The following is a 14,158-nucleotide window of genomic DNA, read 5'->3' on the forward strand; positions in this document are numbered from 1 at the left end:
AATTCATCCAAGGCGAAGAGCGTTTGAACTCCAGAAACAGATAAGCAAAGGAGGCACCCTGCCCTTGGCCCCATGGCCTCGATTCAGGTGCCTACGGATACCCAAACAACAGGTGACCAGCGTCCTCTTGCCTGAAATTGCGGAATGTGTAGCAACCACCACCCGAAGTGGAGTGGGGCGACGCCTTGGATACGTCTGGCTTGTGCGATCAGGATGTTCACTGACTACAAACCGACGGTCGGCTTCGACGAATATTTCTGCGGTGAAACGGCCACACCACGCGCCGATCTGGCCCCACTACTCGCATCACTGGGGCAGATGGGATTGCCCGAGCTCAACCGCAGCCATGCCTCAGCCAGCCAGCTGCTGCGTCGCCTCGGCGCCACCTTCCGCCTCAACGATTCCGGGCTCAAAGGCAGCGAACGAATTCTCCCCTTCGATCCCTTGCCTCGGCTGATCGGCCGCAGCGACTGGATCACCCTGGAGCGGGGACTGCTGCAACGCCTGGAAGCCATCGACTGCTTCCTCGCTGACATCTATGGCCCCCAGCAGATCCTCAACGACGGTGTGATCCCACGGGAAGACGTGGAAAGTTCCTCCGGTTGGCGACCTCAGATGCAGGGCATCAGCCTGCCCCTCAACCGCTGGTGCCACATCTCCGGGCTCGACCTGATCCGCGACGGCAAGGGCACCTGGCGGGTGCTGGAAGACAACCTGCGCTGTCCTTCAGGGGTGGCCTACTTCCTCGAGAACCGTCGGGTGATGAAACGGTTGTTCTCTGGCCTGTTCGAAGGACGTGCCGTTCAACCGATCGACGACTATCCCTCCCATCTGCTGCGCACCCTTCAAGACCTGGCGCCCTGGAGTGACACCCCCCGCGTGGCGATCCTGACGCCCGGGGTGTTCAACAGCGCCTATTTCGAACACAGCTATCTGGCCCAAGAAATGGGCATTCACCTGGTTGAGGGGCGCGATCTGGTGTGCGAAGGCGGACGGGTGTGGATGCGCAGCACCAATGGCCTGGAACCCGTGGATGTGATCTACCGCCGCATCGACGATGATTTTCTTGATCCCACCGTGTTCCGTAAGGACTCGATGCTGGGGGTGCCGGGCCTGATCGAGGTGCTAAGGCAAGGACGGGTCGCCATCGCCAACGCCCCTGGCACCGGCATCGCCGACGACAAGCTGATCTATGCCCACGTGCCGGCGATGATCCGCTACTACCTCGATGAGGAGCCGATCATCGAGAACGTTCCCACCTACCTCTGTGCCCGGCCAGACGATCAGCGCTATGTGCTCGAACACCTCGAGCAACTGGTGGTGAAGTCGGTGGCGGAAGCCGGCGGCTACGGAATGCTGATCGGCCCCCAGGCCAGCCGATCGGAGCTGGCGGACTTCGACACAAAGATCCGTGCGAATCCCCGCAACTTCATCGCGCAGCCCACGCTGCAACTCTCCACAGTGCCGTCCCTCAGTGACGGAGAGCTCTACCCCTGCCACGTGGATCTGCGCCCCTATGTGCTGCGCGGCGCAAGCAGCTGGGTGAGTCCAGGGGGGCTGACGCGCGTGGCCCTCAAGCGTGGCTCGCTGGTGGTGAATTCGTCCCAGGGCGGCGGCTGCAAGGACACCTGGATCGTCGACGATCAAACGATGGCAGCACCGCAAGCCCAGGAGGCTGTGCCGTGCTGAGCCGCGTTGCCGATTCGCTCTACTGGATCAACCGCTATCTGGAACGCGCCGAAAACATCTCGCGCTTTCTGGAAGTGAGTGAAGCGATGGCATTGGACTGTCCTCCGGGCAGCGCCGAACCGTGGCTGCCGCTGGTGGAGGTGACGGGGGATCGCCACCGCTTCGATACGGCCTACCCCGGTGCCACGCCCAAACAGGTGGTGCGCTTCCTGCTGCTGGACCGCAGCAATCCCAACAGCATCGTGAGTTGCATTGCGATGGCGCGGGAAAACGCACGGCAGATCAGGGATGTGATCACCACGGAGATGTGGGAGCAGATCAATGATCTGCACTGGAGCCTGCAGGACGACGAAGACATCTGGCGGGAACCGGTGCAGGAGCAACTGCGGATCATCCGCCGCGGCTGCCAGCTCGTGTACGGGATCACCGACACCACTTTGAGCCGTGATCTGAGTTGGCTGTTTAGTCAGCTGGGACGTCTAATCGAACGGGCCGATAAAACCTCCCGCATCCTCGACGTCAAATATTTCCTGCTCCTGCCCTCCCCTGAGGAGGTGGGCGGCGTGCTGGATGAACTGCAATGGATCACCCTGCTGCGCACAGCGGGGGCTTATCAGATGTACCGGCAGAGCATGCAGCACGCGATCAGCCCTGCCTCCGTGGCCCGCTTTTTGCTGCTGGACCCCATCTTTCCTCGCTCGGTGCGGTACTGCCTGCAGGGCATCAGCGACACGTTGCAACAGATTCAGCAGCAGCCAAACCAAGACACCCCGGATGACCTCGACTGTTTGCGCGGACAACTCCTGGCCCGCTGGAGCTATGTGCGGATCGACAACCTGATCGAAGCCGGTCTGCATGAAGCCATTGACCAGCTTCAGCAGGACCTCAACCAACTCCACAACCTGATCCAGACCCGCTACTTCACTAGCGCCGACCTCCGTTCCATCCCCACCGATCCTGCATGCGTGCTCTCATCGTTCACCGCCTGACGTATCGGTATGAGGCCCCCGTTTTCCTCGGGGAACATCGCCTGTGTCTGAGGCCTCGGGGGCAGGGGTTTCAGACCCTGCTGGAGCATCAGCTCAGCGTGCTGCCAGAACCAGAGCAACGTCGGGAACTGGTGGCCGCCAGCGGCGATGAAATCCAACGGCTGCGTTTTCTTGGCAGCACCGATGAATTGGTCTTTGAGGCCCGCAGCCTGGTGGAGACCCGGCCAGCACCCCTGCTGGAAAGCTGCTTCAACGGACTAGAACCACCCCTTCCGTACCCGCAAGGCCAGCTCAACAGCGACCTGCAGGGTGCCCTCGAGGGCTGGTTGCCCAACGGTCAGCACGAACCCGCAGCCATCGAGCTCACCCAGGAAGCCCTGATGGGCAGCAACCAGCAGACCCTGGCTTTTCTGAAGCAACTGATTGAACTGATTCAAGAGCGGGTGAAATACACCCAACGCCATTTGGGGCCCGCCTGGCCGGCGGGTCGCACCCTGCGCGAGCGGATCGGCTCCTGCCGTGATCTGGCCATGCTGATGGTGGCCTGCTGCCGCGTGGTGGGTCTCCCCGCCCGATTTGTGAGCGGCTATCAACTACAGCAACCTCCCCCGAAGGAGTACGACCTGCATGCCTGGGCAGAGGTTTACCTGCCGGGAGCGGGCTGGCGCGGCTTTGACCCCAGTGCCGGGATGGAAGTCAACGAACGCTATGTGGTGCTGGCCACCTCCTCCAAGCCGGAACTCACCGCAGCCGTGAGCGGCAGCTTCAGCGGCCCCCCGGGAACAAACAGTGAATTGACCTGGCAGATTCAGATCAGCGAGGAAGCCTCCGCAACGGAAACCTCCTCACGCAACCTGGTTCAGGCCGCCTGAAGCAACGGTTCCACCCCGTGCAACTGGGGCTTCGGCGCCGAGCTGTGGGTGGCTGCCATCAAGGCCGGGATCTCGGCGCTGTTGTAGACGCGGAATTCACGCACCAGAGAAGCGCCCTCCTCACGAACCGCCTGGTTCAGAACGACGGAACCATCGGGATCGGAGATCGACCGGTGGAAAGTGCCAGGAGGGATGCGAAGGATGTCACCACCGCTCTCGAGCCGAACGATGTGGAACGGCTGTTCCCAGGCCAGGTTCACCAGGAAGAAGGTTCTGCCGCCACTGGCCGCGAGCAGATTGTCTTCCTGATGAGGATGCAGATAGAACTGCCACGCTCCGCTCTCCGGGTCGTTGGGGGGCGACACCGCCGGGCCGCTGTGAATCACCAGATCACGCGCGTTCGAGGTGTCCACGGTGACGTCGAAAAAACGAACCGACGGGGTGTCGCGGAAGCGCTCGTAGGCCAGCAGTTCAAACATGTCGATGGATCCTGAGGGATCCTTCAGCTGCCCCGTTGTACCGAGGGCATCACGCAAAAACGGTGACGATCACGACGGTTCAGCCCCCCAGATACGCCATTTCCGCATGGGTTGACGCAGCGGCGCCTGGATCACGCTCCTCGCTGTAGCGGTCTTGGCGCCGCTGCCAGAGCTGGCGCATGGCCTGCTCAAGCTGAAGCTCCGACGCGAGCGCGGGCTTGAGATCGGTGCCTTCAGCGGAGAACAGGCAGGTGAATGCCTGCCCATCAGCGGTGACACGCAAGCGGTTGCAATCCCCGCAGAACGGCTCACTGATGGAGGCAATCACACCGATGGATCCGGCACCATCGCCATAGCGCCAACGCCGGGCCGTGCCACCCCGCGGTCGACCCAGCGGTTCAAGAGGCCAACGGGCGTGAATGCGCTCCACCATCTGCGCCGCCGGCAGCACCTGGTCCAGCGTCCACTGGTTGCGGTTGCCCACATCCATGTATTCGATCAAACGCAGCTCCATCCCCTGCTGCCGCGCCAAAGCGGCCAAAGGCAACAGCTGATCGTCATTGATCCCCCGTTGGATCACGGCATTGAGTTTGAGCTCACCGCGTGAGGGGTCAAAGCCAGCGGCGCAGGCCGCCGCAATGCCGTCCTGCACCTGGCGCACCAGGCGTTCACCAGCCACGGCACCACCCTGGAGACCAGCCATGCGCGCCGCTGCTTCCCCTTCCGCCGCATCCAGGCTGATGGTGATGCGATCCAGCCCTGCGGCACGCAACGCCCGCGCCATCGGTTCCGACAACAGCACCCCGTTGCTGGTGAGCGCCACGGCCTGCAAACCAGCCATCGGATCCGAACGATCCCGCCGGGCCTGCGCCACCGCCTCCAGCAAAGGCAACAAACGCCGACTCAACAACGGCTCTCCACCGGTGAGCCGCAACGTCTGTACTCCCAGGCGCGTGGCCACACGAATCACGCGAATCTGCTGCTCAAGGGTGAGCAGGCCAGGGGGCTCCTCCACATCCGGACAGCAGTACGGACAGGCGAGATTGCAGCGGGCCGTGAGCGACAACCGCAGCACCCCGATGGGCCGGTTGAGGCGGTCCGCAAGCGGCAGCGACGTGCTCATCCCTCCAACGCTGCCAGATCTGCGGGGCAATTGGCATTCACCAACGCCTCTGCAGGCAAGCGCACCGCCTGATGGGGAACGCAGGTCAACCAATCCATCCAGCGCAACTCTCCGCGTTGCAGTTGCTGATCAAGGCAGGAGCGGAAGGGAGAACCGGAGGGGATAACCGCCAGCAACGGCTGCAGCCGTTGCCCGTCATGGGCCACCGCTGCTTGCTCCGGGGCACGATTCCAGGCTGCGATCAGCTGCTGGACAACGGCCGTGCGCAAACGCGGCATGTCCACCGGCAGCACCAACAAGGCCTCCCCAGGCTGAGACGGCAACAGCCTGGCCAGCGCCTGCAGGGGGCCATTCCAGGGAGGGGACTCCAGCACCACGGAACATCCGGGCCGGTGGGCCAGCAGCTCTGCGTGCACGGGATGACGACTCAACACCTGCACCGGATGACCCAGCGGCAACAGCTGGTCAACCAGGGCCGTGAGCCAGACACCACCGCAGGGGTGCGGCAAGAGGGCCTTGTCACGCCCCATGCGACGGCTGCTTCCGCCACTGAGCACACAAACCCGCAAGCCTTGATTCACATCGTCGACCAACAATCTGCACCAGCAAAGTCCAACAACCCACAAAAGTTGCAACCGCTACCAAACCGCTGCGGCACAAGATCACCTGATCCGATCAATCAGCCCCATTGATGTTTGCCCGGAAACACAAAAACACAAATCGGTAACCAATCTGACCAAACAAGGGGTCGGCGAATTGATTAACTGCGCGGGTTAAACGGATTCTCTTTTCGACCGTTTTGCCATCCCCGGGCACCTTTCCTTTTGAAGCCCGAGGTTCCTTCTCTTTTCCTCAATGCTTGGCGACCTTTGGTCGTTCCAGGGCAGGTACCGAACCCTTCACCTGACCTGGATCGCCTTCTTCCTGACCTTCGTGGTCTGGTTCAACCTGGCCCCTCTGGCCACCACCGTGAAAGCGGACCTGGGTCTGACCGTTGGTCAGATCCGCACCGTGGCCATCTGCAACGTGGCCCTCACCATTCCGGCGCGCGTGCTGATCGGCATGCTCCTGGACAAATTCGGACCCCGGATCACCTACTCCTCGATCCTGGTGTTCTCGGCGATTCCCTGCCTGCTGTTTGCGTCCGCTCAGGACTTCAACCAGCTGGTGGTGGCCCGTCTGCTGCTCTCCATCGTTGGCGCCGGCTTCGTGATCGGCATCCGCATGGTGGCCGAGTGGTTCCCGCCCAAGGAAATCGGCCTGGCTGAAGGCATCTATGGCGGCTGGGGCAACTTCGGCTCCGCCTTCTCCGCCCTGACCATGGTGGCCCTCGCTGGCTTCCTCTCCTTCTCCGGCGGCTTCGAACTGCCCACTGGCGCTGTTCTGAACTGGCGCGGTGCGATCGCTCTGACCGGCATCGTCTCCGCCGTCTACGGCTGCTTCTACTTCTTCAACGTCACCGACACCCCCCCCGGCAAGACGTATCAGCGCCCTGCGAAAACCGCAGGTCTGGAAGTCACCTCAATGCGCGACTTCTGGGGTCTGCTGGGCATGAACGTGCCCTTCGCAGCCATCCTCTGCGTGCTCTGCTGGCGCCTGACCAAGGTGGGCTTCCTCACCGCAAGCACCTACCCCCTGGCCCTCGGCGCCGTCGCCGTCTGGTTTGCTTTCCAGACCTGGGGAATCATCCGCACCAACCGCGACCTGATCCTCGGCAACAAGGTCTATCCCAAGGAAGACCGCTACGAGTTCCGCCAGGTGGCGATCCTCGAGCTCACCTACATCGTGAACTTCGGCTCCGAACTGGCCGTGGTTTCGATGCTGCCCACCTTCTTTGAAACCACCTTCGATCTGCCGAAGGCCACCGCCGGAATCCTGGCGTCCTGCTTCGCTTTCGTGAACCTGGTCGCCCGTCCTGCTGGCGGTCTGATCTCCGACCGCGTCGGCAGCCGCAAGAACACCATGGGCTTCCTCACTGCCGGTCTCGGCGTGGGCTACCTGGTGATGAGCATGATCAAGCCCGGCACCTTCACCGGCACCACCGGCATTGCCGTTGCCGTGGTGATCACCATGCTCGCCTCCTTCTTCGTGCAGTCCGGTGAAGGCGCCACCTTCGCGCTGGTGCCCCTGGTCAAGCGTCGCGTCACCGGTCAGGTGGCCGGCCTGGTGGGTGCCTACGGCAACGTTGGCGCTGTGACCTACCTGACCATCTTCAGCCTCCTGCCGATGTGGATGGGCGGCGGCGGCGAACCCACCCCCGAGGTGATCGCGGCTTCCAACAGTGCCTTCTTCCAGATCCTGGGCGTGGCCGGTCTGATCGTGGCCTTCTTCTGCTTCTTCTTCCTGAAGGAGCCCAAGGGGTCCTTCGCAGACCTGCACGAAGGCGAAACCGCCTGATCCATCTCCCTCCGCAGCACCCTGTCGCTGCATAACGACCCGGAGCTTCGGCTCCGGGTTTTGTTCTTTTTTTGGTTCCTGCATGACCAACTCACCCCGCAGCGTGCGCAGCCAGTGCCCCTACTGCGGCGTGGGTTGTGGTCTGGAGCTTTTGCCTCCTGCCGTGAAGGGTGAGGCCGTGAAACGGGATGCCGAGGGCAACCCGATGTGGACCGCCCGCGGCGACCGCGAACACCCCTCCAGCCTTGGCCAGGTCTGCATCAAGGGCGCCACCGTCGGCGAAACCCTGGCCCCAGGCCGCCTGCGCCAACCCCTCTTCCGCCCGACCCTGGAGGACGACTTCGCACCGATCAGCTGGGACGACGCCCTGAACAAAATCACCAGCCAGATCCAGGCGAGTGTGGCCCGGCGCGGCAACGCCGATGGCATCGCCATGTACGGCTCCGGTCAGTTCCACACCGAGGACTACTACCTCGCCCAGAAACTGCTCAAAGGCGCCCTGGGCACCAACAATTTCGACGCCAACTCGCGACTGTGCATGAGCTCAGCGGTGGCGGGCTACACCCGCAGCCTGGGCTCCGATGGTCCCCCCTGCAGCTATGAGGATCTCGACCACTGCACAGTGGCGTTTCTGATCGGCACCAACACAGCCGAATGCCACCCGGTGCTGTTCCAGCGGCTGCTGAAGCGAAAACGCAAAAACCCCGGCAGCGTCAAGATCGTGGTGGTGGATCCACGCCGCACCGACACCGCCAAAGCCGCCGATATCCACTTGCCGATTGCACCGGGCAGCGACCTGGCCCTGCTGCACGGCATTGCCCACTTGGTGCTGCGCGAAAACGGCCAGGATCCGGCCTTCATCGACGACCACACCGAGAATTACGACGCCTTTTTTGACGTCGCCGCCCGCTGGACCCCAAGGCGGGTGGCCCTGTTCTGCAACATCCCCGAAAAACGCCTGCGGGAAGTGGCGACTCTGTTCCACCGGCGCGAGAAGGTGCTCAGCCTCTGGTCGATGGGGGTGAACCAACGCCGTGAAGGAACGGCCGTGGTGCAGGGATTGATCAATCTGCATCTGCTCACCGGCCAGATCGGCAAGCAAGGCGCGGGCCCGTTTTCCCTCACCGGCCAACCCAACGCCATGGGCGGACGCGAGGCCGGAGGCCTAGCCCACCTGCTGCCGGGCTACCGCCTGGTGGCCAACGCCGAACACCGCACCGAAGTGGAACAGGCCTGGCAGCTGCCGGCAGGACGAATCAACGCCAAGCCCGGATTGGCGGCCTGGCAGCAGATCGAAGCCATGGAGCAGGAGGCGCTGGATCTGTGGTGGGTGGCCGCCACCAACCCCCTGGTGAGCCTCCCGGATCTCGACCGGGTGAAGTCAGCCATGCAGAAGTGCCCGCTGGTGGTGGTGAGCGAGGCCTACGCCGACTCGGAAACATCCCACTACGCCCATCTGCTGTTGCCCGCAGCCCAGTGGAGCGAGAAGGCCGGCGCCATGACCAATTCCGAACGGCGGGTCACTTACTGCCCGGCCTACCGGCGCCGCTTCGGCGAGAGCCGTCCCGACTGGGAGGTGTTTGCCGAGGTGGGCCGGCGCCTGGGCTACAGCGAGCAGTTCGACTTCGATTCAGCGGCTGAGGTCTACGCCGAATTCACGGCTCTTACCCAGGGCAGGCTCTGCGATGTAAGTGGCCTCAGCCATGAACTGCTGGAAGACGAAGGACCGCAGCAATGGCCCTATCCCAGTGGCAGCACCCCCACCACAGAAGCCAAACGCCTCTACGAAAACCATCTGTTCGCCACCCCCAACAAACGTGCCCGCTTCAGCACCGATCAACCGCTGGGACTGGCGGAACCCCCCTGCGACACCTATCCGCTGGTGCTCACGGTGGGCCGCTACCTGGGCCAGTGGCACACGATGACCCGCACCGGCAAGGTGGAACGGCTGATGAAACAGCATCCCGAGCCGCTGCTGGAGATTCACCCCGGTGACGCGCAGGAGTTGAAACTGCGCAACGGCGAACTGGCGGCGATCAGCTCACGCCGCGGCCACCTCACCGCCACGGTGAAAGTCACCGATCGCATCCGGCGTGGATCGGTCTTCCTGCCGATGCACTGGGGATTCACCCAGGAGAAGGCCTGCGAAGCCAACACCCTCATGCACGACGAGGCCTGCCCGGTGTCAAAGCAGCCTGAACTCAAGGCCTGCGCGGTGATCGTGGCTCCCGCCGTCTCGGTGGTGAAGCCCGTTGAACAGCAGAAAGGACGATTGGAGGCCCTGCGCCGGCTGCTCACACCAGCACTTCGCTGAAGGCTGCCTCAAGGTTGTGGTGGTCGTGCCCAGGCCGGGCCAACTTGCACAAGGCAAAGCGATCCAGCTCACTGAGTTGGGTCCACTGCTCCAGGGTCAGCGCCACACCCCGCACTGTGGCCGCCTCCTGCACCGCAGCGGGCAGCTCCGCCTGCTGTTGCCAGGGGGCACCGCTCACCGGTGGCAGATCCTTGACCATGCCATCTGCCATGGAGCGCGTGCAAGCGCGCAGGTGTTGGCGAAGCTGCTCGAGAGCATCGGCCGCATCCGGCCAATCCACCAGGGCTTGACGTTGCTCCTGGGAAAGCTCAAGCCAGTGGTTGAGCTTCAACTTCACCCCACACAGATCCAATTTGCGTCGCACACACAGAGGGATGCAGCGCCAGTTGCCAATGAAGTCCTGTTCAAAGGCAAAGCAATGGCTGGCGGAATCAGAACGGCTGGACATCAACCAAAGCCTTGATCGGTGTCAATGATGACAACGGAAGTCCACGCAAACAGAGATGTTTATCTCGATACAAATCTCGGCCTGTGCGCTTCGCCCTCTCCCTCGGAATGTTGCTGGGAATGTCCCATGGATGGGTCACGGCTGAAGCACTCCAACAGCAACCCATGCAGGGCTTTGATTCCATAGAAACTGTTAATTCAGCTACACAATTCAACCCATTTCGTAGTCGTTCACACCAATTTTTTCCATACTGAAGCTCTGTTCAAAGAGTTTCTGCCGTGACCAGCAGCATCTCGTCCGCTTCCGGCCGCAGCCCCATCACCCTGGCCGCAGGTTTCCTGGGTGCCTTCATCGTTGGTTCCCTCGCCGTGCAACTGGTGCGCAGCCAGACGGCCTCCGTTCAGGCCGGTGCCGCTGGCGTGGAACCGGTGATCGCCGGTCCTGCCGCTCTCTGGGCTCCCTTGGCCGAGCGCGACATCGCCAGTGCCAACACAGCCGCAACGGCCCAACCCGCTGCTGCCATCCAGCCCTCCGTTGAGCCTGTTGTGGGCTCCGAAGCCACCCTCTGGTCTGCCTTCGGCGAGCGCTGATCGCACTGCCCACGTAGCACAGCCCACCAGCCGGCCCGCATAAGGTGCCGGCATGGGGATCCAGCGCCGTCACTTCCTCCAGCGAACGGGCGGCCTGGCCTTGGCCGCCCTGATGCAAGCGCGCCCCGTTGAGGCAGCAGAGGAGGGGTTCTGCATCCCGAATGATCCACTCGAGGCCCTGATGTCGGGAAACCGCCGGTTTGCCGAGGCCTGGCGCCTGGCCGAGCAAAACAACGGAACGACGCCCCGAACGGCGGATCCCGACCCGCGCTGCTTCAACTCCCCCAGGGCGTTGGCCACCAGCCAACATCCCTGGGCCACCGTGCTCACCTGCTCTGATTCACGGGTTTCGCCGAACTGGGTGTTCGACACCACCCCTGGCGAGCTATTCGTGATCCGCAACGCCGGCAACGCCGCATTCACCGAAGCCATTGCCTCCATTGAGTACGGCGTCAGCGTTCTCAAGACGCCGCTGCTGATGGTGATGGGACACAGCGGCTGCGGAGCCGTTACAGCGGCGATGGACTCCAACCCGCTGACCCCCTCCCTGGAGCGGCTGATCCAACCCATCCGGGAGAACATCAACGGCAGCAGCGATCTCGAGGACGCCGTGAGGCGCAACGCCCTCGCCAGCGCCTCCACCTTGATTCAACGCAGCGCCGTTCTGGCTGAGGCCAAAACCAGTGGTGCGCTGAAACTGGTGGTGGGTTGTTTCCAACTCAACAGCGGTGTTGTCAGCTTGATCGAATGACGCAAGACCTGAGTCATCTGAACCAGCAAGGCGAGGTTCACATGGTGGACGTGGGGGACCGTCCGGCCACCCACCGCGAAGCCCATGCCCGTGGCGCCATTCGCATGGACGCCGCAACCCTCAGCTTGATCCAGCGAGGCGAGACACCGAAAGGAGATCTGCTGGCGGTCGCCCGGGTGGCAGCGATCCAGGCCGCCAAACGCACCTGGGAGCTGATTCCCCTTTGCCATCCGCTGCCACTCAGTGGCATGGATGTGTCGATCGACGCCGACGCCTCCCTGCCTGGCCTGGTGCTCCACTGCCGTTGCCGCACCACAGGCCAGACCGGGGTGGAAATGGAAGCGATGACGGCCGTGTCCGTGGGGCTGCTGACCCTCTACGACATGCTCAAGGCGGTTGATCCAGCCATGACGATCGAGGCGATCCAGCTGGAGTTCAAAGAAGGAGGGCGGAACGGTGTCTGGAAACGCTGAGCCCTACGGACGCGAAGGGCTACCCCTCGAAGAGGCACGTCGACGGGTTCTTGCGGCGCTTCAGCCGATCACAGCAAGCAACACAGTGCCGCTGCAGCAGGCCCTCTGCCGGGTGAGCGCTGCGGATGTGCTGGCCAGCGATGCCGTACCGGGGTTTCGGGCCTCGATCATGGACGGCTACGCCTTGGGGCAGAGCCACCAGCCCAAACCTGGGGACACCTGGCAGCTGAAGGGACGCTCCGCTGCCGGCCAGCCCTTCAACGGAACCCTGGCCACCGGCGATGCGATCCGCATCCTCACCGGTGCTCCACTGCCTGACGGTGCCGGCTGGGTGCTGCCCCAGGAGCTGATCAGCGTGGACGGCACCAGCCTCCAGCTGGTGAAAGAGGCGTCGGATCGTCCCTGGATTCGCCCCGAGGATGAGGAATGCCGACCGGGAGACCTGCTGCTGGCCGCTGGACAGCGCCTCGGTGCCGCTGATCTCGCACGCCTTGCCAGCTGCGGCATCGCCGCCCTAACCGTTGCTCAGCAACCCCGCATCGGACTGCTGATCAGCGGGGACGAGCTGGTGCCACCCGGAACAGCGCGGCAACCCGGTGCCATCTGGGAGAGCAACGGCACGCTTCTGGAGACAATGTTCCGGGCACTCGGGCAATCGGTGACCCAGCGACGGGTGGTGGCCGATCAACCCGACGCCCTGCGCCAGGCCCTGCTGGATCTGGCACAGGACTGTGACGTGGTGGTGAGCACCGGCGGCGTCTCCGCCGGCGACACCGATTGGATCCGACCCCTGGTGGCGGAGCTGGGTGCTGTGGACTTCTGGAAACTGTTCCTACGCCCGGGGCGCCCCTTTGCCTTCGGCAGCATCGGTGAGGGCGTGCCGTTTTTCGGACTGCCGGGCAATCCCGTAGCCGCGGCGGTCACCGCCCTGCAACTGCTCTGGCCTGCCCTGCAGGTTCTGGAGGGCCAAAGCGAACCGGAGCTGTTCCACCGGGTGATGGTGGAACTCGCCGACCCGTTGTCCCGCCGACCGGGACGGCCGGAATTGGCTCGGGCCCGCCTCGACACCAACGCCGCAGGAACGCTGCTGGCACGGGTGGATGGATCGCAGGCCTCGTCCCGGATCGGTTCCCTGCAACACGCCGATCTGCTGCTGGAACTGCCAGCGGAAGCCGGCCCGCTCGAAAGCGGCACCCGTCTCTGGGCCCAGCTGATTCGTCAGCGGATTTTTTAAGCCGGATCAGGCTGAAAGCAGCGGCGTTCCCAGGCCATGAGCTGGCCCAATGAATCGAAATGGATGCTGATCTGCTGAAACAGGGCAGCGCTAAGACGGCAACCGATCTCGAGGCTGAAGGGTGCACTGGGGAGCTCACTGGGCACCGAGAACACCAGGCCGTTAGGCATCACAGCTGAGCAGTCGTTGTTCAACAGCTGGCTTGGATCGAACACCAGCGGAGCGGCGTCCTCCGCCTGGCCGTTCACCCCCGCCTGCGGTCTGAGCATCTGCCGCTCGCCACTCCATCCCTGCACCGGCGCCAGCAGGGCCTCGGGTGTCCCGCACGCGGGACGGTCGGGTTCGGGATCGGTGCTGTTCAAGCAACGGAAACCCACCGCCCCAACACGCTGCAAACGCCAGCCGCCGTCAAGCGGTTCCCAGAGCAGCACCAGCATCGAGCGGGAGCGACCGCAGAACAGGTTGATCTCATGGCCGAAGCAGGGGCGATCGGGATCCACCCCCAGGCTGGACTGACCGCCCGCCCCGGGAAACTGCCAGCAGCCTCCACCGGCGTTGTAGGTGGCCCGACTGATGGGGTAGGTGGCCTTACCCCCGGGGGCAAAGGCCAGACCCCATCCATCCCACACCCCGTGGTCGTCATCGGAAAAGGAAATCGCGTAGGTGGTGGGGTCGATCCGACGGGACGGACAGTGCAGATCCAGCCGACCGCTGCCGTCCCGCTCAAACCAATGGCCGCAGCCTTGCCAATGGCCCACGAAATTGCGGCGGTTGAGGGTCCATTGATCAGTCATGTCCG

At 63.5% G+C, this 14,158-nt stretch carries 14 protein-coding genes; 9 read left to right on the forward strand and 5 right to left on the reverse strand.

Features of this window, described 5'->3' with window-relative positions:
- Positions 1 to 213: 213 nt before the first annotated feature.
- From Syncc8109_RS11015 to Syncc8109_RS11025, 3 genes are read left to right on the forward strand one after another with little or no spacing between them, the layout of a single operon-like run.
- Complete coding sequence (locus Syncc8109_RS11015; protein WP_006851021.1) at positions 214 to 1,689, forward strand: circularly permuted type 2 ATP-grasp protein; 1,476 nt, start codon at positions 214 to 216, stop codon at positions 1,687 to 1,689.
- Positions 1,683 to 2,678: an alpha-E domain-containing protein gene (locus Syncc8109_RS11020; protein WP_006851593.1), complete on the forward strand. Its 996-nt coding sequence runs from the start codon at positions 1,683 to 1,685 to the stop codon at positions 2,676 to 2,678. The genes Syncc8109_RS11015 and Syncc8109_RS11020 overlap by 7 nt, the downstream gene beginning before the upstream one ends.
- Entirely contained in the window at positions 2,651 to 3,550 is a 900-nt protein-coding gene (locus Syncc8109_RS11025) for a transglutaminase family protein (protein WP_006850990.1), read from the forward strand. The genes Syncc8109_RS11020 and Syncc8109_RS11025 overlap by 28 nt, the downstream gene beginning before the upstream one ends.
- Here the strand turns inward: Syncc8109_RS11025 and Syncc8109_RS11030 are convergent.
- The 3 genes from Syncc8109_RS11030 to Syncc8109_RS11040 all read right to left on the reverse strand — a co-directional run bounded on the left by Syncc8109_RS11030 (position 3,538) and on the right by Syncc8109_RS11040 (position 5,682).
- On the reverse strand, positions 3,538 to 4,029 hold the full coding sequence (locus Syncc8109_RS11030; RefSeq protein WP_025362579.1) for a hypothetical protein: 492 nt from the start codon (positions 4,027 to 4,029) through the stop codon (positions 3,538 to 3,540). The two genes, Syncc8109_RS11025 and Syncc8109_RS11030, sit on opposite strands and share 13 nt — an antisense overlap.
- 79 nt (positions 4,030 to 4,108) lie before the next feature.
- On the reverse strand, positions 4,109 to 5,152 hold the full coding sequence (gene moaA / locus Syncc8109_RS11035) for a GTP 3',8-cyclase MoaA (protein WP_025362580.1): 1,044 nt from the start codon (positions 5,150 to 5,152) through the stop codon (positions 4,109 to 4,111).
- Entirely contained in the window at positions 5,149 to 5,682 is a 534-nt protein-coding gene (locus Syncc8109_RS11040) for a molybdenum cofactor guanylyltransferase (RefSeq protein WP_025362581.1), read from the reverse strand. The genes moaA and Syncc8109_RS11040 overlap by 4 nt, the downstream gene beginning before the upstream one ends.
- Positions 5,683 to 6,007: 325 nt before the next feature.
- On the opposite strand from Syncc8109_RS11040, the gene Syncc8109_RS11045 reads away from it, so the two are divergent.
- Together Syncc8109_RS11045 and Syncc8109_RS11050 are read left to right on the forward strand one after the other, a co-directional pair.
- Positions 6,008 to 7,549, forward strand: a complete 1,542-nt coding sequence (locus tag Syncc8109_RS11045; protein WP_006852085.1) for a NarK family nitrate/nitrite MFS transporter — start codon at positions 6,008 to 6,010, stop codon at positions 7,547 to 7,549.
- Between the two features lie 82 nt (positions 7,550 to 7,631).
- A complete protein-coding gene (locus tag Syncc8109_RS11050; RefSeq protein WP_006850937.1) occupies positions 7,632 to 9,863 on the forward strand; it encodes a nitrate reductase in 2,232 nt (743 codons plus the stop codon).
- Here Syncc8109_RS11050 and Syncc8109_RS11055 read toward each other — a convergent pair.
- Entirely contained in the window at positions 9,844 to 10,311 is a 468-nt protein-coding gene (locus tag Syncc8109_RS11055) for a nitrate reductase associated protein (RefSeq protein WP_006851382.1), read from the reverse strand. The two genes, Syncc8109_RS11050 and Syncc8109_RS11055, sit on opposite strands and share 20 nt — an antisense overlap.
- Before the next feature lie 278 nt (positions 10,312 to 10,589).
- On the opposite strand from Syncc8109_RS11055, the gene Syncc8109_RS11060 reads away from it, so the two are divergent.
- The 4 genes from Syncc8109_RS11060 to Syncc8109_RS11075 are packed head-to-tail and all read left to right on the forward strand — an operon-like array spanning position 10,590 to position 13,359.
- Positions 10,590 to 10,901 (forward strand): hypothetical protein, encoded by a 312-nt coding sequence (locus tag Syncc8109_RS11060; protein WP_006850851.1) that lies wholly within the window; start codon positions 10,590 to 10,592, stop codon positions 10,899 to 10,901.
- Between the two features lie 52 nt (positions 10,902 to 10,953).
- Positions 10,954 to 11,652, forward strand: a complete 699-nt coding sequence (locus tag Syncc8109_RS11065; protein ID WP_006850861.1) for a carbonic anhydrase — start codon at positions 10,954 to 10,956, stop codon at positions 11,650 to 11,652.
- The gene (moaC, locus tag Syncc8109_RS11070) at positions 11,649 to 12,125 is read left to right on the forward strand and encodes a cyclic pyranopterin monophosphate synthase MoaC (RefSeq protein ID WP_025362582.1); all 477 of its coding nucleotides are present in this window, start codon (positions 11,649 to 11,651) and stop codon (positions 12,123 to 12,125) included. Before Syncc8109_RS11065 ends, moaC begins: the two co-directional genes overlap by 4 nt.
- Positions 12,109 to 13,359 (forward strand): molybdopterin molybdotransferase MoeA, encoded by a 1,251-nt coding sequence (locus Syncc8109_RS11075; protein WP_006850796.1) that lies wholly within the window; start codon positions 12,109 to 12,111, stop codon positions 13,357 to 13,359. The genes moaC and Syncc8109_RS11075 overlap by 17 nt, the downstream gene beginning before the upstream one ends.
- On the opposite strand, the gene Syncc8109_RS11080 is transcribed toward Syncc8109_RS11075, so the two are convergent.
- On the reverse strand, positions 13,356 to 14,153 hold the full coding sequence (locus tag Syncc8109_RS11080; protein WP_006850070.1) for a hypothetical protein: 798 nt from the start codon (positions 14,151 to 14,153) through the stop codon (positions 13,356 to 13,358). The two genes, Syncc8109_RS11075 and Syncc8109_RS11080, sit on opposite strands and share 4 nt — an antisense overlap.
- Positions 14,154 to 14,158: the final 5 nt, after the last annotated feature.

Source organism: Synechococcus sp. WH 8109 (assembly GCF_000161795.2).
GTDB lineage: Bacteria > Cyanobacteriota > Cyanobacteriia > PCC-6307 > Cyanobiaceae > Parasynechococcus.